General features: G+C 72.9%; 19 protein-coding genes. 13 read left to right on the forward strand and 6 right to left on the reverse strand.

What is annotated here, in order from left to right:
* The first annotated feature begins 75 nt into the window (after window positions 1–75).
* On the forward strand, window positions 76–1,269 hold the full coding sequence (locus tag AB0I67_RS40495; RefSeq protein WP_357935704.1) for a winged helix DNA-binding domain-containing protein: 1,194 nt from the start codon (window positions 76–78) through the stop codon (window positions 1,267–1,269).
* On the opposite strand, the gene AB0I67_RS40500 is transcribed toward AB0I67_RS40495, so the two are convergent.
* The gene (locus tag AB0I67_RS40500; RefSeq protein ID WP_357935707.1) at window positions 1,237–2,235 is read right to left on the reverse strand and encodes a transcriptional regulator; all 999 of its coding nucleotides are present in this window, start codon (window positions 2,233–2,235) and stop codon (window positions 1,237–1,239) included. The genes AB0I67_RS40495 and AB0I67_RS40500 overlap by 33 nt on opposite strands.
* A 96-nt stretch (window positions 2,236–2,331) precedes the next feature.
* Between AB0I67_RS40500 and AB0I67_RS40505 the strand changes: the two genes are divergently transcribed.
* The 3 genes from AB0I67_RS40505 to AB0I67_RS40515 are packed head-to-tail and all read left to right on the forward strand — an operon-like array spanning window position 2,332 to window position 4,962.
* Window positions 2,332–3,348 (forward strand): ATP-binding cassette domain-containing protein, encoded by a 1,017-nt coding sequence (locus AB0I67_RS40505; protein WP_357935710.1) that lies wholly within the window; start codon window positions 2,332–2,334, stop codon window positions 3,346–3,348.
* Window positions 3,345–4,115 (forward strand): ABC transporter permease, encoded by a 771-nt coding sequence (locus AB0I67_RS40510; RefSeq protein ID WP_357935713.1) that lies wholly within the window; start codon window positions 3,345–3,347, stop codon window positions 4,113–4,115. The genes AB0I67_RS40505 and AB0I67_RS40510 overlap by 4 nt, the downstream gene beginning before the upstream one ends.
* Before the next feature lie 28 nt (window positions 4,116–4,143).
* Window positions 4,144–4,962: an NAD(P)H-binding protein gene (locus AB0I67_RS40515; RefSeq protein WP_357935716.1), complete on the forward strand. Its 819-nt coding sequence runs from the start codon at window positions 4,144–4,146 to the stop codon at window positions 4,960–4,962.
* Between the two features lie 92 nt (window positions 4,963–5,054).
* On the opposite strand, the gene AB0I67_RS40520 is transcribed toward AB0I67_RS40515, so the two are convergent.
* The gene (locus AB0I67_RS40520; protein WP_357935718.1) at window positions 5,055–5,489 is read right to left on the reverse strand and encodes a cytidine deaminase; all 435 of its coding nucleotides are present in this window, start codon (window positions 5,487–5,489) and stop codon (window positions 5,055–5,057) included.
* A gap of 49 nt (window positions 5,490–5,538) precedes the next feature.
* On the opposite strand from AB0I67_RS40520, the gene AB0I67_RS40525 reads away from it, so the two are divergent.
* Window positions 5,539–5,874, forward strand: coding sequence for a hypothetical protein (locus AB0I67_RS40525; RefSeq protein ID WP_357935721.1), 336 nt, complete (start codon window positions 5,539–5,541; stop codon window positions 5,872–5,874).
* A gap of 78 nt (window positions 5,875–5,952) precedes the next feature.
* Here the strand turns inward: AB0I67_RS40525 and AB0I67_RS40530 are convergent, their stop codons facing one another.
* Entirely contained in the window at window positions 5,953–6,555 is a 603-nt protein-coding gene (locus AB0I67_RS40530; protein WP_357935723.1) for a superoxide dismutase, read from the reverse strand.
* Between the two features lie 185 nt (window positions 6,556–6,740).
* On the opposite strand from AB0I67_RS40530, the gene AB0I67_RS40535 reads away from it, so the two are divergent.
* The 5 genes from AB0I67_RS40535 (at window position 6,741) to AB0I67_RS40555 (ending at window position 12,701) form a co-directional block, all read left to right on the forward strand.
* On the forward strand, window positions 6,741–7,205 hold the full coding sequence (locus AB0I67_RS40535; protein ID WP_357935726.1) for an SAM-dependent methyltransferase: 465 nt from the start codon (window positions 6,741–6,743) through the stop codon (window positions 7,203–7,205).
* Between the two features lie 18 nt (window positions 7,206–7,223).
* Window positions 7,224–8,042: an SDR family oxidoreductase gene (locus AB0I67_RS40540; RefSeq protein ID WP_357935729.1), complete on the forward strand. Its 819-nt coding sequence runs from the start codon at window positions 7,224–7,226 to the stop codon at window positions 8,040–8,042.
* A 12-nt stretch (window positions 8,043–8,054) separates the two neighbouring features.
* Window positions 8,055–8,726, forward strand: a complete 672-nt coding sequence (locus AB0I67_RS40545; RefSeq protein ID WP_357935732.1) for a carboxymuconolactone decarboxylase family protein — start codon at window positions 8,055–8,057, stop codon at window positions 8,724–8,726.
* 123 nt (window positions 8,727–8,849) lie between these two features.
* Window positions 8,850–11,552, forward strand: coding sequence for an AAA family ATPase (locus AB0I67_RS40550; RefSeq protein ID WP_357935735.1), 2,703 nt, complete (start codon window positions 8,850–8,852; stop codon window positions 11,550–11,552).
* 432 nt (window positions 11,553–11,984) lie between these two features.
* A complete protein-coding gene (locus tag AB0I67_RS40555) occupies window positions 11,985–12,701 on the forward strand; it encodes a hypothetical protein (protein ID WP_357935738.1) in 717 nt (238 codons plus the stop codon).
* A gap of 89 nt (window positions 12,702–12,790) precedes the next feature.
* Here AB0I67_RS40555 and AB0I67_RS40560 read toward each other — a convergent pair whose 3' ends face one another.
* Window positions 12,791–13,627, reverse strand: a complete 837-nt coding sequence (locus AB0I67_RS40560; RefSeq protein WP_357935741.1) for a GntR family transcriptional regulator — start codon at window positions 13,625–13,627, stop codon at window positions 12,791–12,793.
* Window positions 13,628–13,629: 2 nt separating this feature from the next.
* On the opposite strand from AB0I67_RS40560, the gene AB0I67_RS40565 reads away from it, so the two are divergent.
* On the forward strand, window positions 13,630–14,586 hold the full coding sequence (locus tag AB0I67_RS40565) for a LysR substrate-binding domain-containing protein (RefSeq protein WP_357935744.1): 957 nt from the start codon (window positions 13,630–13,632) through the stop codon (window positions 14,584–14,586).
* Here the strand turns inward: AB0I67_RS40565 and AB0I67_RS40570 are convergent.
* Window positions 14,583–15,440 carry an alpha/beta hydrolase gene (locus AB0I67_RS40570; RefSeq protein WP_357935747.1) on the reverse strand — a complete coding sequence of 286 codons (858 nt, stop codon included), beginning with the start codon at window positions 15,438–15,440 and terminating at the stop codon, window positions 14,583–14,585. The two genes, AB0I67_RS40565 and AB0I67_RS40570, sit on opposite strands and share 4 nt — an antisense overlap.
* 149 nt (window positions 15,441–15,589) lie before the next feature.
* Here AB0I67_RS40570 and AB0I67_RS40575 point away from each other — a divergent pair, with 149 nt between their 5' ends.
* Both AB0I67_RS40575 and AB0I67_RS40580 read left to right on the forward strand, forming a co-directional pair.
* The gene (locus AB0I67_RS40575; protein WP_357935750.1) at window positions 15,590–16,675 is read left to right on the forward strand and encodes an S-(hydroxymethyl)mycothiol dehydrogenase; all 1,086 of its coding nucleotides are present in this window, start codon (window positions 15,590–15,592) and stop codon (window positions 16,673–16,675) included.
* Window positions 16,672–17,250: an MBL fold metallo-hydrolase gene (locus tag AB0I67_RS40580; RefSeq protein WP_357935752.1), complete on the forward strand. Its 579-nt coding sequence runs from the start codon at window positions 16,672–16,674 to the stop codon at window positions 17,248–17,250. The genes AB0I67_RS40575 and AB0I67_RS40580 overlap by 4 nt, the downstream gene beginning before the upstream one ends.
* Here AB0I67_RS40580 and AB0I67_RS40585 read toward each other — a convergent pair.
* Complete coding sequence (locus AB0I67_RS40585; RefSeq protein ID WP_357935755.1) at window positions 17,247–19,526, reverse strand: FdhF/YdeP family oxidoreductase; 2,280 nt, start codon at window positions 19,524–19,526, stop codon at window positions 17,247–17,249. The genes AB0I67_RS40580 and AB0I67_RS40585 overlap by 4 nt on opposite strands.
* Between the last annotated feature and the right edge of the window lie 57 nt (window positions 19,527–19,583).

The raw sequence follows: 19,583 nt of genomic DNA on the forward strand, positions 1-19,583 counted from the left end.
AACGTCCCCCGGGTGCGGGAGGCGCCTTCGGGGACGCGGCTCGAACTGTCGGTGCCCTGCGCCAGGATGATCCCCATGCGCCTGGTAACCGATGAGGAGCGCCGCGCCCGCCTGGGCGTACGGCACGCGCTCACGCCCACGGCCAAGGCGGCCTCCGCCGAGGAGGCCGCCCGTGCGGTGGTGTGCCTGCACGCCACCGACCCGCCGAGCGTGCATCTGTCCTGCTGGGCCCGGGCCGGCGCGCTGACCGCCGCGGACGTCGAGCGGGCGCTCTACGACACCCGCTCCCTCGTCCGGCAGCAGTCGATGCGCGAGACCCTGTTCGTCTTCCCCCGCGATCTCGTGCCGGCGGTGTGGGGCAGCGCCTCGGCGCGGGTGGCCGCGGTCCATCGCAACCGGCTGGTCAAGGACCTCGAACGCTGGGGGCCGGCGGCCGAGGGGCAGGGAGGCGCCTGGCTCGCGCACGCGGAGGAGGCGGTGCTGGCCTGCCTGGCCGACGGCGTGCCGCGCACGTCGAAGCAGATCCGCCAGGAGGTGCCCGAGGCCGCGGGCGTCATCGAGACGGCCCCGGACAAGCCCTGGGGCGGACGGACCGCGATCGCGCCGCGCGTGCTCACGCAGCTCAGCCTGGACGCCGTGGTGGCGCGCGCGGCCAACGCCGGACCCTGGTACACCAGCCGCCCGACCTGGACGACGACTCGGGCGTGGTGGAGGGACGAGGCGCCGAAGGCGCTCACCTCGCGGGAGGGTTACGCCGAGCTGGTGTCCCGGTGGCTGTGGTCCTACGGCCCCGGCACCGTCGACGACCTCGCCTGGTGGCTCGGCGGCACCAAGACCGCGGTCCGCACCGCGCTGGAGGACGTGGGCGCGCAGCGGGTGTCGCTGGAGGACGGCTCGGCCGCGTGGCTGCGCGCGGACGATCTCGACCCGGTCGTCGCCACCGAGCCGTGGGTCGCGCTCCTGCCGTTGCTCGATCCCACCGTGATGGGCTGGAAGGCGCGCGGCTTCTTCCTCGGCGTGCACGCGCCCCAGTTGTTCGACAGCGCCGGCAACGCCGGCACCACCGTCTGGGTCGACGGCCGCGTGGTGGGGGTGTGGGTGCAGGATCCCGGCGGGGTGGTCGAGCTGCGCCTGCTCGAAGACGACATCTCCGCGCAGGCTCGCGAGGCGTTGGCGGCCGAGGCGCGACGGCTCACCGCGTGGCTCGACGGCCAGCGGGTGTTCGCCGTCTACCCCTCACCGGCCATGCAGCCCCTCGCCGGGCGCTGACGCCGCCGGGTCCCGGGTTCCGGTGATGAGGCGCCGGCCCCAGGCCCGCATGTACGCGATGGCTTCCGGCGGGCCGTGGATCACCACGGGGGCCTCGATCGCGCCGAGGCAGAAGGTGGCCCAGTCCAGGGTGTCGGTGGCGATCTCCACCCGGCACGAGGTGTCGTCGATCGGTTCGGCCGTCCCGTAGGGCGCGAGCTCCGCCCGCACCCGTTCGACGGGGGCCCACACGGTGGCGCGCACGGAGTACCTGACCGGCATCGCCCTGATCCGGCCGCGCACGTACTCGACGGGGTCGTCGGCGGGGAGGGGACGGCGGGCGAACGTCGTGCCGGTACGGCTCACCTCCCCGAGGCGGTCGACGCGGAAGGTGCGCCAGTCGGCCCGGTCGAGGTCCCAGGCGATGAGGTACAGGCGGTTCTCGACCCGGACGATGTGGTGCGGGTGGACCGTCCGGTCCGCGGTCTCACCGGCGCGGGTGCGGTAGCCGAACTGCACCGCGTCGGCGTCCCGGCAGGCCAGGGCGAGGGTCGTCAGCGAGGCGATGTCGGTGAGGCCCGCCCGCGCCTCGGGGTCCCGCGCCGGGACGGCGACGGCCCGCAGGCTGTCGATGCGGCGCCGGATCCGCACCGGAAGCACCTGGACGATCTTGGCCATGGCGCTCAGCGCGGCCTCGGCCGACGTCGGGGACGGGCCGGAGGTGATCTCCTGGAGCCCCATGACGATCGCGGCGGCCTCGTCCTCGCTGAGCACCAGAGGCGGGAGCGAGGCGCCGGGGCTGAGCTGGTAGCCGCCGCCGGTGCCGCGGGTGGCGGTGATCGGGTACCCGAGCTCCTGAAGGCTGTCGATGTCGCGGCGGAGCGTGCGCTGGCTGACGCCGAGGCGGCGCGCGAGTTCGTGGCTGGGCCAGTGGCGGCGGTTCTGCAGCAGCCCGAGGAGTTCGAGGGCACGGGTACCGGTCGACATGACCTCACCCTAGGGCCACTTGTGGACATATACCGGCCACAAGCCCGGCGAGGATGGGTTCAGCCACCGAAGCGGAAACGGAGCGTACGCCGACCCATGATCAACACTGTCAGTCTGTCCCGGACCTTCCGGGCGCCCGACGGCGAGGAGGTCCAGGCCGTCCGGGGCATCGACCTCTCCGTGGCGCAAGGGGAGATGGTCGCCGTCCTCGGCCCCAACGGCGCGGGCAAGAGCACGCTCATGCGGATGCTCTCCACGCTGCTCCCGCCCACGGGCGGCACCGCCCGCGTCGCCGGCTACGACGTCCGGACCCAGGCCGCGCTGGTGCGCGAGCGCATCGGCTACGTCGGCCAGGGCAACAGCTCCGGGCACACCCAGCGCGCCCTGGACGAGGTCGTCACCCAGGGCCGCATCTACGGCCTCGACCGGGCCGCGGCCCGCGCCCGGGCCGCCGAACTGCTCTCGGCGCTCGGCCTGGAACACCTGGCTCGCCGCAGGACGCAGGCGATGAGCGGCGGCCAGCGGCGGCGGCTCGACCTGGCGATCGGGCTGGTGCACCTGCCGGCGCTGATGTTCCTGGACGAGCCGACGACCGGCCTCGACCCCCAGAACCGCAACAACCTCTGGGACCACATCACCGGGATGCGCAGCCGCGGCGACCTGACCGTCGTCTTCAGCACCCACTACCTGGAGGAGGCCGACCAGGAGGCGGACCGCATCGTCGTCATCGACCACGGGCGCATCCTCGCCGAGGGCACGCCGACCCAGCTCAAACAGCGTCATGTCGGCGACCGGCTGACCCTGGAGACCACCGACCCCGCCGCCGCCGAGCGCCTGCGCGCGCTCCTCGCCGCCATGGACGGAGTCGGTACGGTGACCCGCCAGGACACCGTGGTCACCGGCCAGGTCACCGACGGCCGCGCGGCACTGCCGAACGCCATCGCCGCCGCCCTCGACCAGGGGATCACCGTGGTCGCGGCCGACACCCGGCTGCCCACGCTCGACGACGTGTTCCTCGAACTCACCGGCCGGAGCCTGCGCGACGACGGCGGACGACCCGCCACCGACGCCGACGCCGACGCCAGTGAGCTGACCACGGAGAAGGCCGCATGAGCACCCTCACCCCGACCCGCCGCCGCAACGTCGTGAGCGACATCCTCATCGTGATGTCCCGCGAGCTGCGCCCGGTGACCGGTGACCCGTTCTCCCTGGTCGTCGGGCTGATCCAGCCGCTGTTCTTCCTGCTTCTCTTCGGCCCGCTGATCGCTGGCGCCGGCCAGTCGCCGTGGGCGTGGTTCGTCCCGGGGATCCTCGTGATGACCTCGCTGTTCGGGACGGCCGGGACCGGGTCGAACCTCCAGTACGACCTTCAGGACGGCTCGCACGAACGGCTCCTGGTCACGCCGCTGGCCCGGTCGGCACTGTTCATCGGGCGCGCGATCAAGGAGTTCGTGCCGCTCGTCGTCCAGGCCGTCGTGGTCGTCGTGGTCATGATCCCGTTCGGGTTCCGGCCCGACGCCGGCGGCGGGGTCCTGGGGCTGGTGCTCCTGGGCGTCCTCGGCGTCGGGATCGGCTCGCTCAGCTACGCCCTGGCCATCGCCGTACGCGAGCAGGACTGGATGTTCTGGACCGTGCACCAGACGGTCCTGTTCCCGCTGATGATCCTGTCCGGGATGTTGCTCCCCCTCGACGAGGGGCCGGGGTGGATGCGTGTCCTCGCGCAGTTCAACCCGCTCACCCACGTCGTCGAGGCCGAACGCGACCTGTTCGCCGGGCAGATCCTGACCCCCGACGTCGGCTACGGATTCCTCGCCGCCGCCGCGACCGCCGTCCTCGGCTTCGTCCTCGGGCTGCGCGCCCTGCGCGCCAGCACCGACTGACCACACCTCTGCGAAAGGACCCAAGATCATGCGTATTCTCGTCACCGGAGCGACCGGCAACGTCGGGCGGCACATCGTCGCCCAGCTCCACGCCGCCGGGCACGACGTCCGCGCCCTCTCCCGCAACCCCGCCAAGGCCGGCCTCCCGGCCGGGGTCGAGGTGGTGGCGGGCGACCTCACCGACATCTCCACGCTGGGGCCCGCCCTCGAAGGCGTCGACGCGATCCACCTGATCACCTTCGGCGGCGACGCCGACCTCACCAACGGCCCCGAGATCGTCGACCTCGTCGCCCGGCACGGCATCACCCGGGCCACGGTCCTGTGCGGCTGGTCGCCGACCAGCGTCGAGAGCGCCCTGGAGTCCAGCGCGATCCGCTGGACCTTCCTGCAACTAGCGGAGTTCATGGGCAATGCCCTGGAATGGGCCGACGAGATCCGTTCCCACGGCACCGTGTCCACGCTCGCCACCTTCCGCAGCGTGGTGGTGCACGAGGCCGACATCGCCGCCGTCGCCGCCGCCGCGCTCACCCAGGACGGGCACGAGGGCCGGACCTACCTGATCACCGGCCCCGAAGCCCTCACCCCGGCGGAACGCACCCAGATCATCGCCGAGGCCATCGGGCAGGACCTCACCTTCGTGCACCTGAACGAGGAGCAGGAACGCGCCCGGCTGCGCGGCTTCGGGTACGACGAGGACTACGTGGAGTTCGGCATCCGGCTGGCCATGAGCCCGCCCGGCGTCAGCGACGTGGTCCACCCCACCGTCGAGGAGGTCACCGGCCGGCCCGCGCGCACCTTCGCCCAGTGGGCCCGCGAACACGCCGACCACTTCCGCCCCACCCCCTGACCCACCCGCGGTCAGGTCAGGGCGGCCAGGGCGGGGCCGGTGAGCGGCGCCACCAGGCGAGTGCTGTGCCGTACCGTGTCATCACCACCCGCTCACCCTGCGGCGGGTGCGTCTCCCTCGGCGTCGAGCTGGTGGTCCGCCCAGACGTAGCTCTCGGGGAGGAGGGAGGCGACGGGCACCGTCCGGAGGCCGTCCTTCGTCGCGACGATGACCTCAAGGGTGGGGAAGTAGTCCAGAAGGACCTGGCGGCAGCGGCCGCACGGGGGCACGACGCCGCGGTCACGGTCACCCACGGCGACGATGGTGTCCAGGTCGTAGGCGCCCTGGGCGGCGGCGGCGCCGATCAGGACCAGTTCCGCGCAGGGGCCTCCGGTGAAGTGGTAGGCGTTCACCGCGGTGAGGATCCGGCCGTCCCGGGCGCGGGCCGCGGCGGCCATGGTGTGGTTGTCGCCGCGGCAGCGGGTGGCCGCGACGTGCGCCGCCGCCTGGATCAGTTCGTGGTCGACACGGTCGGTCTGTGGAGTCATCTTCTCTGCCCTCGCCTTCGGTACCTATGTACAGGTCTACCGTCGAGGTATGACACGAGACCTGGGCTTGGGCTGGGTGCCTTCGGCCTGCACGCTGCCCACGGCCGAGCAGCCGTTGCGGGTGGCCGAGTTCGACGGGTTGTTCGCCGAGGCGGTGCAGGGGGTGGAGCGGGTGGAGCCCACCCGGCTGCGTCTGGAGCTCGGGTTCAGCCCGGGCAACGCCGCCCGGGCGGCGGAGCTGGCCGCGCGGGAGAGCGGGTGCTGTTCGTTCTTCGCCTTCACGCTGGCGATCGCCGACGGCGGGCTGGTGCTGGAGGTGGCGGTGCCGGGCGAGTACGTCGAGGTGCTGGACGCGCTGCAGGCCCGGGCGGGTGGCCGAGGGTAGGAGCGGGTGTCGGCGCCCGCCCGGACGGTTGGACCAATCGGAAAGGATTGCCGGCGGGCGGGCGCCGAGGTCGTGGGGTCAGGCGCCCTTGGCCGCGGTGTAGCGGCTGATGACGTCGTTCCAGTTGATCAGGTCCCAGAGCTTGGTGACGTAGTCCGGGCGCACGTTGCGGTACTGCAGGTAGTAGGCGTGCTCCCAGGCGTCGAACACCAGCAGCGGGGTGGTGTTCATGCCGACGTTGCCGTGGTGGTCGTAGACCTGCTCGACGATCAGGCGGCGGCCGAGCGGCTCCCAGGCCAGCACGCCCCAGCCGGAGCCCTGGACGCCGACGGTCGCGGCGGTGAGCTGCTTCTGGAACGCCTCGAAGGAGCCGAAGTGCTCGGTGATGGCGTCGGCCAGCTCACCGTCGGGGCGGTCGCCGCCGTCGGGGGAGAGGTTCTGCCAGAACTGCGTGTGCAGGACGTGGCCGGACAGGTGGAAGGCGAACGTCTTCTCCAGCCCGACCAGCCCACCGAACTGCGCCTTGTCGCGGGCCTCGGCCAGCTGCTCCAGCGTGTCGTTGGCGCCCTTGACGTAGGCGGCGTGGTGCTTGGCGTGGTGCAGCTCCAGGATCTCGCCGGTGATGGCGGGCTCCAGGGCGGCGTAGTCGTAGGGCATGTCAGGCAGCGAGTACTGGCCCATCTGTGGATCCCCTCATGCTTCGTTATTGCAACCTATGCGCAACAACACTACTACCGCAACAACTGCCGACGCGTGCCTACCTAACCGGGAGGCGGAAGCGGTCCGGGGCTTCAGTCGTCATGACTGATTCGGCCGCGAGCACCTGCTCCCTAAGGTCATGAACACCGACCCCCGGGAGGACCGCTGTGCAGAGCATCGTGCTGGAACCCGTCGCGACAGTCGTCGGCGGGCGCATGGAGACGACCGACGATGACTGGAACGCCGAGAAGGCGGTGATCCGGCTGGACGCGAGCCGGTTCGCCCAGGAAGCGGTGGCCGGGCTGGAGGCCTTCTCGCACCTGGAGGTGGTGTTCCACTTCCACCTCGTGGACCCGTCCTCGATCACCACCACGGCCCGGCACCCCCGGGGCAACACCGGCTGGCCGAAGGTCGGCATCTTCGCCCAGCGCGGGAGGAACCGGCCGAACCTGCTGGGCGTCTCCCGCTGCCGACTGCTCGCCGTGGACGGCCTGGACCTGCAGGTGAGCGGGCTGGACGCGGTCGACGGCACGCCGGTGCTGGACGTCAAGCCGTACCTGGCCGAGTTCGGCCCGCAGGGCGAGACGGTGCAGCCCGAGTGGGCCACCGAGCTGATGCGCGACTACTACTGACCTGGAAGGAGAGCCCGCATGTCCAAGACCGTGCTGGTGACGGGAGCGTCCACCGGGATCGGCCGCGCCACCGCCTTGCTACTGGCCCGCGAGGGCTTCACCGTCCACGCCGGGGTGCGCAAGGAGGCCGACGGCCTGGCGCTCGGCCCGTCGGTCACCCCGATCATCCTCGACGTCACCGACGCCGCGGGGATCGCCGAGGCGGCCGAGCGGATCGGCGAGCTCGACGCGCTGGTCAACAACGCCGGCATCGGGGTGACCGGGCCGCTGGAGTTCGTCCCGCTGGACGCGTTGCGCCTGCAGTACGAGGTGAACGTGTTCGGGCAGGTCGCCGTCACCCAGGCCATGCTGCCCAAGCTGCGCGCCTCGCGCGGCCGGGTGGTGACCGTCGGGTCGGTCGGGAGCTGGATCACCCTGCCGTTCGGCGGGCCGTTGTGCTCCTCCAAGCACGCCATCCGCTCGCTGAACGACGCGCTGCGCATGGAACTCAAGCCGTACGGCGTGGCCGCCGTCCTCATCGAACCCGGCTCCATCCACACCGACGCCGTCGACAAGCTCGAAGACGAGGTCGAGCCCCGCCTGGCCTCGCTCGGCGAGGAGGGGCGGCGGCTGTACGGCCGGGCCTACCGCACCATGACCACCGCCGGGCTGAAGGAGGAGCGCTCCGGGTCGAGCCCGGAGGTGGTCGCCCGGGCGGTGCTGCACGCCCTCACCGCGAGCAGGCCGCGCTCCCGCTACCCGGTCGGGAAGAAGTCCCGGCTGATGAGCACCCTCGGCCGTCTCCTCCCGCAGTACACCCTCGACCGCCTGCGCCTGCGTGCGCTCGGCCTGTCCTGACAGGAGCCCGCCTTGACCCAGCTCGCCGGAGTTGAAGCCCTCATCGCCCTTGACCCCGTCTTCGCCCAGCTCGCCGTGGGCGCGGGGCACAACCTGTGGGGCCTGAAACACCTGACCGCCCGCGAGAAGGCCTTCGTCTGCCTGACCGCCGACCTATGCCACCCCCACCTCGGCCAGCCGCTGGCCATGCACGTGCAGATGGCGCTGAGCAACGGGGTCGATCCCGAGTCGGTCCGCGAGCTCTACCGGCACCTGGCGCCCTACGTCGGCTACCCGATCGTGGTCACCGCCTTCCAGCGGCTGGGCGAGCTCGGCTTCCCGCCGGCCCACGACGACAAGCCGGTCGAGCCCGTCCCGCCCGCCGGGCCGCTGGCGCGAGCCGTACGCGTGCTGGAGGACCTGGACCCGGGCCTGTCCACCTTCATCGAGGACCAGCTCGCCCAGCGCTGGGCCCGTCCGCACCTCAGTGTCCGGGAGCGGGCGCTGGCCTGCCTGGTCGTGGACGTGTTCTACCAGACCCTCGGCCCGTCGCTGCGCCTGCACGCCGACCTGGCCAGGTCGGCCGGGGTCACCGACGAGACCCTGCGCGATCTGCTGCGCGGGGTGGCCGAGTTCGGGATGGCGCGGGTGTGGGCCGCCGCGCGGGCGCTGCTCCGGCCGGCGGAGGAGCCGCCCGTCTCATAATGAAGTCTCGCTATCTTCGTTTATGAGATGAGCGTGAGACGCTCGGCAGCCCCTTACCTGCGGTCAGCTCGTTCGCTAGAGTGCCTACCGGAAGTCAGCCGATTGCTCCGGAAATGGCCGCAGATGATGTATGGGCGTCAGACGGAGCTCTCCGTCCTCACCGACCTGCTGGAAGCCCGCTCGGGCGTGCTGGTGGTGCGCGGCGAGGCCGGCATCGGCAAGTCGGCCCTGCTGGAGAGCGCCGCCTCCGGAGCGCAGGCGCAGGTGTTACGGGTGACCGGCGTCGAGTCCGAGGCCGACCTGCCGTTCGCCGCCCTGCACCTGCTGCTCCGCCCCGTCCTCGGTCACGCCGACGCCTTGCCCCGCCAGCAGGCGGAGGCGTTGCGCGGCGCGCTGGGCCTGGGCGCCGCCACGCCGGGCGACCGCTTCCTGGTCGGGCTGGCCACGCTCAACCTGCTGGTGGAGCTGTCCACCGAGAGCCCGGTGGTCTGCCTGGTCGACGACGCGCAGTGGCTGGACGGCGAGTCCGCCGACGCGCTGCTGTTCGCCGCGCGCCGCCTGCACGCCGAGCCCGTCGCCGTGGTGTTCGCCGCCCGCGACGGCGGGTTCACCGCCAGGGGACTGCCGGAGCTGCGGCTGCCCAAACTGGACACCGAGGCCGCCCGCCTGCTCCTCGCCGAGCGGGCGGGCGACCTGCCGCCCATCGTGCGCGACCAGCTCCTGGTCGAGGCCGAGGGGAACCCGCTGGCGCTGATGGAGCTGCCCGGCATGCTCACCCCGGAGCAGCGCAAAGGCGCCCTCGCCCCGCTGTCGTACTCCGCCGGTACGGCGCGGCCGGTGACCGACCGGGTGCTGATGGGCTTTCGCGACCGCGTCGCGGCGCTGCCCCCGGCCACCCGCTCCTGCCTGCTGGTCGCCGCGCTGAACCACGACGGCGGGCTCGACGTGCTGGCCCGCGCGGCCGACCGGCTCGGCGCCTCCCTGCTCGACCTCGCCGACGCCGAACGCGCCGGCCTGGTCAGGGTCGGGCCCGAAGGCGTCGCCTTCCACCATCCGCTGGTGCGCGCCGCCGTCCTGCTGGCCTGCGACATCGCCGACCGGATGGCCGGTCACCGGGCGCTGGCCGAAACCGCCGACGACGACCGGCGCGCCTGGCACCTGGCCGCGATCACCCTGCTGCCCGACGAGGACGTGGCCGGTGAACTGGAGCGCCTGGCGTTGCGGGCCCTGCGCCGCGGCGGGCAGACCGCGGTGTCGGCGGCCTACGCGCGCTCGGCCGAGCTGTCCGCCGACCCCCGGCTGGCCGTGCCGCGGTGGACCGCCGCGGCCCAGGCCGCGATCGAGGCGGGGCTGTGGCAGCGCGCCGACGAGCTCGTCACCAAGGCTCGCCGGCAGGCCGAGACGGTCACACTCACCGGGTCTGCCCGGGCGGACCTCGCCTACGTGCGCGCCAAGCTGGAGGTCGAGGCGGGCCGGCCGCTGGACGGGGTGCGGCTGCTGCACGAGGGGGTCGAGGCGACCGGCGACCTGTCCACCAAGCTGTCGCTGCTGGCGATGGCGGGCTACTACACCTGGGCCAGCGCCGCCCACCCCGACCAGCTCGCGCTCGCCCGCCGTACCGAGGAGCTGTCCCCGGACGGCGAAGGGCAGGTCGCCGTGGTGCGCACCATGAACCACGCCTTCCGCCACGTCCTGGAGGGGGACGACGCCACCACGACGCTGACCGGGACGGCGCTCCGTGACGACCCGCTCCCGTACGAGCTGCGCTGCCTGCACGTCTTCCAGGGCATCGTCCGCGACGACATCGCCGGCATGCTGGAGCGCGCGAACCGGCTGGTCGAGGAGTGCCGGGCGGAGGGGCGGCTGGGACGGCTGCCGCAGACCATGGTGATCCTGGCCATCGCCCAGCTCCTCGGCGGTCGGCACCCCTCCGCGCGGACCACGGTGAGCGCCGGCCTGGCGCTGGCCTCCGACGTCGGGCAGCCGATGTGGCGCGGCTACCTGGCCGGGGTGGCCGCCTGGCTGGCGGCGGTCGCCGGCGCGGAGGCCGAGTGCGAGGCGATGGCCCAGCAGGCGCTGCGCGACGCCGACCAGCGCAGGTGGCTGCCGGGCATCGGCTGGGTCGAGTGTGCCCGCGCGATCCTCGACTTCGGGCAGGGCCGCCACGAGGCGCTGCTCGACCGGGTGGACCGGGCGATGACCGGCCCGACCAGGCACGCCTTCCTGTGGCGTTACTCCTGGCCCGACTACATCGAGGCCGCCGTCCGCATCGGTGAGCCGCAGCGGGCGCGGAACCTGATCGGCAGCCTGGCCGGCTCGGCCGAGGCCACCGGCCGGACCGCGCCGCTCGCCCTGCTCCACCGCTCCCGGGCGCTGCTGGCTCCCGACGCCGAGGCCGGGGCGTTGTACGAGCGGGCGTTGTCGCTGCACGCGCAGGACCGGCAGCCCTTCGACGAGGCCCGCACCCGCCTGGTCTACGGCGAGTGGCTGCGCCGCACCAAACGGCGGGCCGAGGCGCGCGTCCACCTCCAGGCCGCCCTGGAAGCCTTCGACCAGCTCGGTGCCGTCCCGTGGTCGGCCCGTGCCGCCGCCGAGCTGCGCGCCACCGGGGCCACGCCGGCTCGCCGTACCGACACGGTGGCCGACCTCACCCCGCAGGAGCTCCAGGTGGTACGGCTGGCCGCCACGGGCGCCTCCAACCGGGAGATCGGCACGCGGATGTTCCTGAGCCCGCGCACCGTCGCCTCCCACCTGTACAAGGCCTTCCCGAAGCTCGGCGTCTCCTCCCGCGCCGAGCTGGCGAGGCTCACCCTGGGCGAGGACTGACCGGCTGCCCTTCGACTCGTTGGGTCATGGCCGGGACGCCAGGGAGGGCGTGCGGTCGCTCGCCTCTGCCAGGTGACAGTCACGTGACAGAGGCGGCCGGGCCCGCGTGCCCCGTAGCGTCCTGACCATGCAAGTGATCAGGCTCGCCGCCGCGGCGGTGTTGCTGGTGGTGTGCCTTCCGGTCCCGGCCGGGTTGCGCCGGGCGTGAGCCCGCTGAGCTGCGGGCCCTCGTCCTCGGGCCGCACGAGCCGCGGATGCGGGCCGGTGATGAGGGGTCGGTGATCCCGTTACGGGTGCCGGTGCCGCGCCGGTGGCCGAGTCCGGCTGGGGCCGGCGGAAGGAAGGCGCTCGGCATCAGCATGGTCGTCGACCGGTGAACTTCAGTAGGTTGACGGAAGCGGCCCCCGGATGCCCCCGGCTAGCGTCGCCGGCATGAAACTGATCAACGATCACCTGGCCGTCCGGGCCCGCGTCCTGCCCACGACCGGTGACGGCTTCCTGCTGCTGGCCGGTGAGACCGGCACCTGGCGCGGGCCGTTCGCGTCCGCCCCCGTCCAGCTCGCGGCCCGGCTCAAGGCGCTGGCCGCGGGCGTCGAGGCGCGCGAGGCCACCGTCTTCCGCGCCGCGCTCCGCCCGCCCGGCGAGGGGGACGAGGTGCTGGCCGCCCGCGGGCTGCGGCCGGCGCGCTTCGACCTCGTCGTCCAGTTCCGCACCGAATCCGTGCAGGCGGCCATGGACCTGCGCGAGAGCCCCGCCTACCAGGAACTCGCCAAGACGCTCGGCGGCGCGGCCCGCCGTACGCACGAGATCGTCGCCGACCACGCCGGCCGGCTCGGCGACGTGGACCACAGCCGCGACCATCGCTTCCTGTTCAACTACTTCTACGCCGACGACCGTGACGTCCTGCTCCAGGTGTGGGAGTACACCGCCGGGTGGTTCCAGGCCAAGACCGCGCTGCCCGACTCCGCGCTGATGCGGCCGGTGGCGGGGGAGCCGGCCGACTTCGGGCTGATCAACCACGCGAGCTGGCCGACGTGGCGGACCTTCCTGCCCAGCCTGCTGTTCCGGCCCACCTTCCGCCGGTTCGTGCTGGCCAACTTCAAGGCCAACGGCATCGCCGCCCAGCCGATCATCTACCGCCGGGTCTGAATCCCCGAGGTATGCCGGAGCGGGTATAGCGGACGCCCGCTTTGGTATTAGACGACTCCCGGCAGAAAGGTATCCTAAATTGGATCCAATCAGCGTCCCGGGGGGTGGGCATGTTCAGCGGTCGCGTCCACCACCCAGCCGCCTGCCACCGGCCGGTAGCCGGGCAACGCCGTCGCCCAGGTGGCACGGACCGGCGGAGTCAGCCTGCCCTCGGCGCCCACCGGCAGCTCGATGCCCACCCCGGCGGCGGCGTCGATCAGCGGCCCGAACCGGTGCCAGGGGTCGACGTCGGTGATGAGGCCGACCGCCGAGTTGAGCATGTGCAGCTCCTGCACCCGCCTGGCCCGGACGCCGTCCCTGGCCCGCATCGCCTCCAGGAAGGCCAGGTCGAGCTCCTGGGCGAAGGCGGGGATCCGCCGGCCCCGGTAGTAGAAGCGCTGCAGCCGCGACAACCGCAGGTAGAGGTCGTTGACGACCTTGTCCAGCGTGGGGCCGAAGGTGGCCTGCAGCGTGCGGTGAAACTCGAAGTGGTCGCGGTGGAAGTCGCGCGGCTCCTGCGGCACGGTCCGCATCGTCAGGGACAGCTCCGCCATCCGCGCCAGCGCCTCGGCCGAGACCTCCCTGGCCGCCCGGGCCAGCAGCGGCGGCTGCAGCAGGAGCAGCGCGGCGAACAGTTCCTCGGCCTCGTCCAGGTCGAGCGGGGCGACGGTGATGCCGTGGTTGGCCCGGGAGACGACGAAGCCCTCGGCCTCCAGCATCCGGAGCGCCTCGCGCACCGGCGTGCGGCCCGCGTTCAGGCGGTCCGACAGCTCCCGCTGCGTGAGCCGCTGCCCGGGCAGCAGGTGCCCGGCGAGGATGAGCTCTCTCAGCTCCTCGTGCACCAGCGGCACGGCGTCCCCCGCCCGCGACCTGTCTTCTGTATCCACCTTTGGATCATATCTTCGGGCCGGCGAGGGAGGCGGACATCGACCTGCTCCACGGCCGCCTGAAGCTCCGTCACCTCGTCGTGGTCGTCGCCGTCGCCGACCAGGGCAGCGTGCTGCGCGCCGCCGACCGGCTCCGGCTGGCCCAGCCCGCCGTCACCCGGTGCCTGCGCGAGCTAGAGCAGATCCTCGGCGTGCAGTTGTTCGTCCGCGGGCCGCGCGGGGTGACGCCGACCCCGTCGGGCGAGGCGTTCCTGGAGCACGCCCGCGCCGCGCTCGCCGAGCTGCGCCGGGCGGGCGAGCGCGTGTCCGGGCTGGCCAGGGGCGCGATGGGCACGGTCCGGGTGGGCACGTTACTGGCCGGTTCCAGCGTCCTGCTGCCGCAGGCGATCGCCGGCCTCAAGCGCACCCACCCCGGGGTTACCGTGGCCGTCCACGAGGCGACGTTCGACACGCACGCGCCCCGGCTGCTGGCCGGCGAGCTCGACCTGATCGTCGGGCGGCTCAACCCGATCACCAGGCTCGGCGGGCTGCGCCAGATCAAGCTCTGCAACGAGCCGATGCGGCTGGTGGTCCGGCGCGGGCATCCCGCGCTGGCACAGGACGCGCCGGCTCTCGCCGGTCTGCTGGCCTACCCGTGGATCCTGCCGCTGCAGCAGACCGCGCTGCGGCGCGAGGTCGAGCAGGTCTTCGCCGACGAGGGCCTGGAACCGCCCACCGACCTGGTGGAGTGCACCTCGATCCTGACCGTGCGCGCGTTGCTCCGGCAGACCGACATGATCGCCGTGCTGCCGGAGCCGATCGTCGCCGCCGACCGCGACCTCGCGCCGCTGGCCGTGCCCCTGGACCGGATCCGCCGGCCGGTCGGTGTGACGCTGCCGCAGGGCCGGGCGCTCGCGCCGCCGGCGACGCTCCTGCTGGACCTGCTGAGGGAGCGGGCGGCGGCCCTCGCCGGCTCCTAGAGGGAGGCGAACAGGCCGAGCAGGGCGCGGCCGAGCGCCGAGTCCCGCCGGGCGAGGCCGAGCACGACGTCGTAGTGGTGGACGTCCGGCACGATGAGCAGCTCGGCGTCTGGGCCCCAGTCCCGGTGGAAGCGGACGCTCTGGTCGAGGAAGCCGGAGCCGTCGTGCTCGGCGACGGCGATCACCGCGCGAGGCCGTCTCGCCGGCAGGTGCAGCGCTGGGCTGAGCGCGGCGGCCCGCTCGGCGTCGAGCCCGAGCCAGTCGTTGGCGAAGCTGTGCACCAGCGGCCTGAGGTCGAACAGCCCGCTGATCGGCAGGGCCGCCTTGACGACGTCCCGGGGCAGGCCGAGCGGCTCCTGCCAGCCGTCGAGCATGAGCATGCCGGTCAGGTGCCCGCCGGCCGAGCTGCCGCCGACGACGATGCGGTCGGGGTCCAGCCCGAGTGCGCGGCCCTCCCGGTGCACGAAGGCCACGGCCGCGCGGACCTGGCGGACGATCTCCTCCAGCGTCGCGTGCGGCGCGAGCGTGTAGTCGACCGCCACGGTCGCGATGCCCTGCTCGGCCAGCATCCCGGCCATGAACGCCGAGTCGGCCCGCGACAGGGCCCGCCAGTAGCCCCCGTGCACGAACACGAAGACCGGCCGTGGCCGCTCACCGACGCCCCAGACGTCCAGCCGCTCCCCGCTGGCGGGGTCGTGGACCAGTCCCGGGTGGCCGCGCAGCCCGTCCACCGCGGCCTCCGACCAGGCCCGGTAGCGCCGCATGCACTCCTCGAAGACCGGCACGGGTACGGTGGCCCGCACGTTGAAGGCCCGGTCGGTCTCCTGCCGGAGGCTCATCGGCGTCGTTTCCATGGCGATCTTCCTCGTGTGTTCCGCCTGTTCAAACGATCGTGCCGGAGAACACCCGCCGGACGCCAATGCCGATTAGCGCCCGACCTATACCAGGATGGACCCCGGGCCTCCCGGCTCGCTGAAGCACCATCCGTTGAAAGGTGGAACCGATGGCTTACGAAGTCCGCGGTGTGGTCGCGCGTGGCAAGGGCGCGGCCGTGACGCTGGAGACCGTCCTGGTCCCCGACCCGGGACCGGGCGAGGCCGTGGTGAACGTCCAGGCGTGCGGGGTGTGCCACACCGACCTGCACTACCGCGAGGGCGGCATCAACGACGAGTTCCCCTTCCTGCTCGGCCACGAGGCCGCGGGCGTGGTCGAGGCGGTCGGGCCCGGCGTCACCGACGTGGTGCCCGGCGACTACGTCATCCTCAACTGGCGCGCGGTGTGCGGCGACTGCCGCGCCTGCCGCCGGGGGCGGCCGTGGTACTGCTTCAACACCCACAACGCCACGCAGCGGATGACGCTCGCCGACGGCACGCCGCTCAGCCCGGCGCTCGGCATCGGCGCCTTCGCCGAGAAGACCCTGGTCGCCGCCGGGCAGTGCACCAAGGTGGACCCGGCCGCCGCGCCCGCGGTGGCCGGCCTGCTCGGCTGCGGCGTCATGGCGGGCATCGGCGCCGCGCTCAACACCGGCAACGTCGGCCGGGGCGACACCGTGGCCGTCATCGGCTGCGGGGGAGTGGGCAGCGCCGCGGTCCTGGGCGCCTCGCTCGCCGGCGCGTCGAAGATCATCGCGGTGGACGTGGACGACCGGAAGCTGGAGTGGGCCCGCTCCTTCGGCGCCACCCACACCGTCGACTCGCGCTCGGCCGACCCGGTCGAGGCCATCCGCGAGCTGACCGGCGGCTTCGGCGCCGACGTGGTCATCGAGGCGGTCGGCCGGCCCGAGACCTACAAGCAGGCCTTCTACGCCCGCGACCTGGCCGGCACCGTCGTCCTGGTGGGCGTGCCGACGCCGGAGATGACGCTGGAGCTGCCGCTGCTCGACGTCTTCGGGCGGGGCGGCGCGCTGAAGTCCTCCTGGTACGGCGACTGCCTGCCCAGCCGGGACTTCCCCATGCTGATCGACCTGCACCTGCAGGGCCGGCTCGACCTCGACCGCTTCGTCACCGAGACGATCGCGCTCGACCAGGTCGAGGAGGCCTTCGCCAAGATGCACCGCGGCGAGGTCCTGCGTTCGGTGGTGGTCCTGTGATCGAGCGCGTGATCACCTCGGGGACCTTCTCGCTCGACGGGGGCACCTGGGAGGTGGACAACAACGTGTGGATCGTCGGCGACGACACCGAGGTGATCGTCATCGACGCCGCGCACGACGCCTCGGCCATTCTGGAGGCGGTCGGCGAGCGGCGGATCAAGGCCGTGGTGTGCACGCACGCGCACAACGACCACATCAACGCTGCCGCCGGGCTGGGGGCGCCCATCCGGCTCCACCCGGCCGACGACGTGCTGTGGCGTCAGCAGTATCCCAACGGCCTGCCGTGCGAGCCGCTGGCCGACGGCGAGCGGATCACGGCCGGCGGGATCGAGCTGGAGGTCCTGCACACGCCGGGGCACTCGCCCGGCGCGGTGTGCCTGTACGCGGCCGGCGAAGGGGTCGTCTTCACCGGCGACACGCTGTTCAAGGGCGGCCCGGGCGCGACCGGCCGGTCGTACTCCTCCTACGACACGATCGTCGAGTCGATCAGGACCCGGCTGCTCACCCTGCCGCCGGAGACGGTGGTGCGCACCGGGCACGGCGACGAGACCACGATCGGCGCCGAGGCGGTCTAGGCGGGCTCCAGCCGGACCACGATCGCCTTCGAGGTCGGCGTGTTGCTGAAGTCGGCCACGCTGTCCAGCGGCACGAGGACGTTGGTCTCGGGGTAGTAGGCGGCGGCCGAGCCCGGCACGGTGGGATAGGCGACGACGGTGAAGGAGCGCGCCCTGCGCTCCGAGCCGTCGGTCCAGACGCCCACCAGGTCGACCCGGTCGCCGTCGGCGACGCCCAGCTCCGCCAGGTCGGCCGGGTTGACCATGACGATCCGGCGCGAGCCGCGGATGCCGCGGTAGCGGTCGTCGTCGGTGTAGGGGATGGTGTTCCACTGGTCGTGCGAGCGCAGCGTCTGCAGGATCAGGTGGCCGGGCGGCGCGGTCAGGCTGGTGAAGTCGTTGGCGGTGAAGACGGCCTTGCCGGAGGCGGTGGCGAAGACGCGCCGGTTGACCGGGTTGGGCAGGGTGAAGCCGCCGGGCTCGCGCACGCGGGCGTTGAAGTCCGCGAAGCCCGGCACGACCCGGGAGATGCGGTCGCGGATGGTGTCGTAGTCGGCCTCGAACTCCGCCCACGGCAGCTCCGGCAGCCCCGGCCGCCCGCCGAGGGTGAGCCGGGCGAGCCGGCTGATGATGGCGACCTCGCTCAGCAGATCGGGCGAGGCGGGGGCGAGCCGGCCGCGTGAGGCGTGGACCTGGCTCATCGAGTCCTCGACCGTGACGAACTGCTCGCCGCCCGCCTGCACGTCGCGGTCGCTGCGGCCCAGCGTGGGCAGGATCAGCGCGGTCTCGCCGCACACCGCGTGCGAGCGGTTGAGCTTGGTCGAGATGTGCGCGGTCAGCCGGCACGAGCGCATCGCCCGCTCGGTCACGTCGCTGTCGGGCGTGGCACGGACGAAGTTGCCGCCCACGCCGAGGAAGACCTTCGCCCGGCCGTCGCGCATCGCCCGGATGGCCTCGACGGTGTCCAGGCCGTGCTCGGCCGGCGGGGTGAAGCCGAACTCCTTCTCCAGCGCGTCGAGGAAGGCGCGCGGCGGACGCTCCCAGATGCCCATGGTCCGGTCGCCCTGCACGTTGCTGTGGCCGCGCACCGGGCAGACGCCGGCGCCGGGGCGGCCGACGTTGCCGCGCAGCAGCAGGAAGTCGACGATCTCCCGGATCGTCGGGACGCCGTGCTTGTGCTGGGTGAGTCCCATCGCCCAGCAGACGATGATCTTCTCGCTGGCCAGGACCCGGGCGTGCACGTCCTCGATCTGCTCGCGGGTGAGCCCGGTCGCCTCCAGCACCCGCGGCCAGGTGACGGTGCGGGCGTGCGCGGCGAAGGCGTCGAAGCCGGTGGTGTGCTCGTCGATGAACGCGCGGTCCAGGATCGTGCCGGGCGCCTCGTCCTCCGCCTGGAGCAGCAGCAGGTTGAGCATCTGGAACAGCGCCAGGTCCCCGCCCGGCCGGATCTGCAGGAACACGTCCGCCAGCTCGGTGCCCCGGCCGACCAGCCCGCGCAGCTTCTGCGGGTGCTTGAACCGCATCAGCCCGGCCTCGGGCAGCGGGTTGACCGCGATCACCTGGCCGCCGTTGCGCTTGGTCACCTCCAGCGCCGACAACATCCGCGGATGGTTGGTGCCCGGGTTCTGGCCGACCACGAAGACCAGGTCGGCCTGGTGCAGGTCGTCGAGGCTGACGCTGCCCTTGCCGATCCCGAGCGTCTGGTTCAGCGCGACGCCGCTCGACTCGTGACACATGTTGGAGCAGTCCGGCAGGTTGTTGGTGCCCAGGGCCCTCGCGAACAGCTGCAGCAGGAAGGCGGCCTCGTTGCCGAGCCGGCCCGAGGTGTAGAACAGCGCCTCGTCCGGGTCGTCCAGCGCCCGCAGCTCGGCGGCGATGAGGCCGAGCGCCTCGTCCCAGCCGATCGGCTCGTAGTGGGTGGCGCCCGGCCGCTTCACCATGGGCTCGGTGAGACGGCCCTGCTGGTTGAGCCACCGGTCGGTACGGCCGGCCAGTTCCTCGACCGGGTGCTCGCGGAAGAAGTCACGGGTCACCCGGGCCGAGGTCGCCTCGTCGCTGACGTGCTTGGCGCCGTTCTCGCAGTACTCGTTGCGGTGCCGGCGCTCCGGCTCCGGCCAGGCGCATCCCGGGCAGTCGAGCCCGGCCGGCTGGTTGGTGCTCAGCAGCGTCAGCGCCGTGCGCCGGACCGAGGTCTGGCCGAGCGCGTACTCCAGCGCGTGCGCGACCCCAGGCAGGCCCGCGGCCCAGGTCTTGGGCGGGGAGACCTTGAGGCGGTCCTGCTCTTCGTTCGTGCTCACGGCTGTTCTGCTCTCCCCGCTCGGTCGGTTCCACGGACCATCCTGTCGCCTTTCGCC

This window comes from Nonomuraea sp. NPDC050310 (assembly GCF_040655795.1).
Classification (GTDB): Bacteria; Actinomycetota; Actinomycetes; order Streptosporangiales; family Streptosporangiaceae; genus Nonomuraea.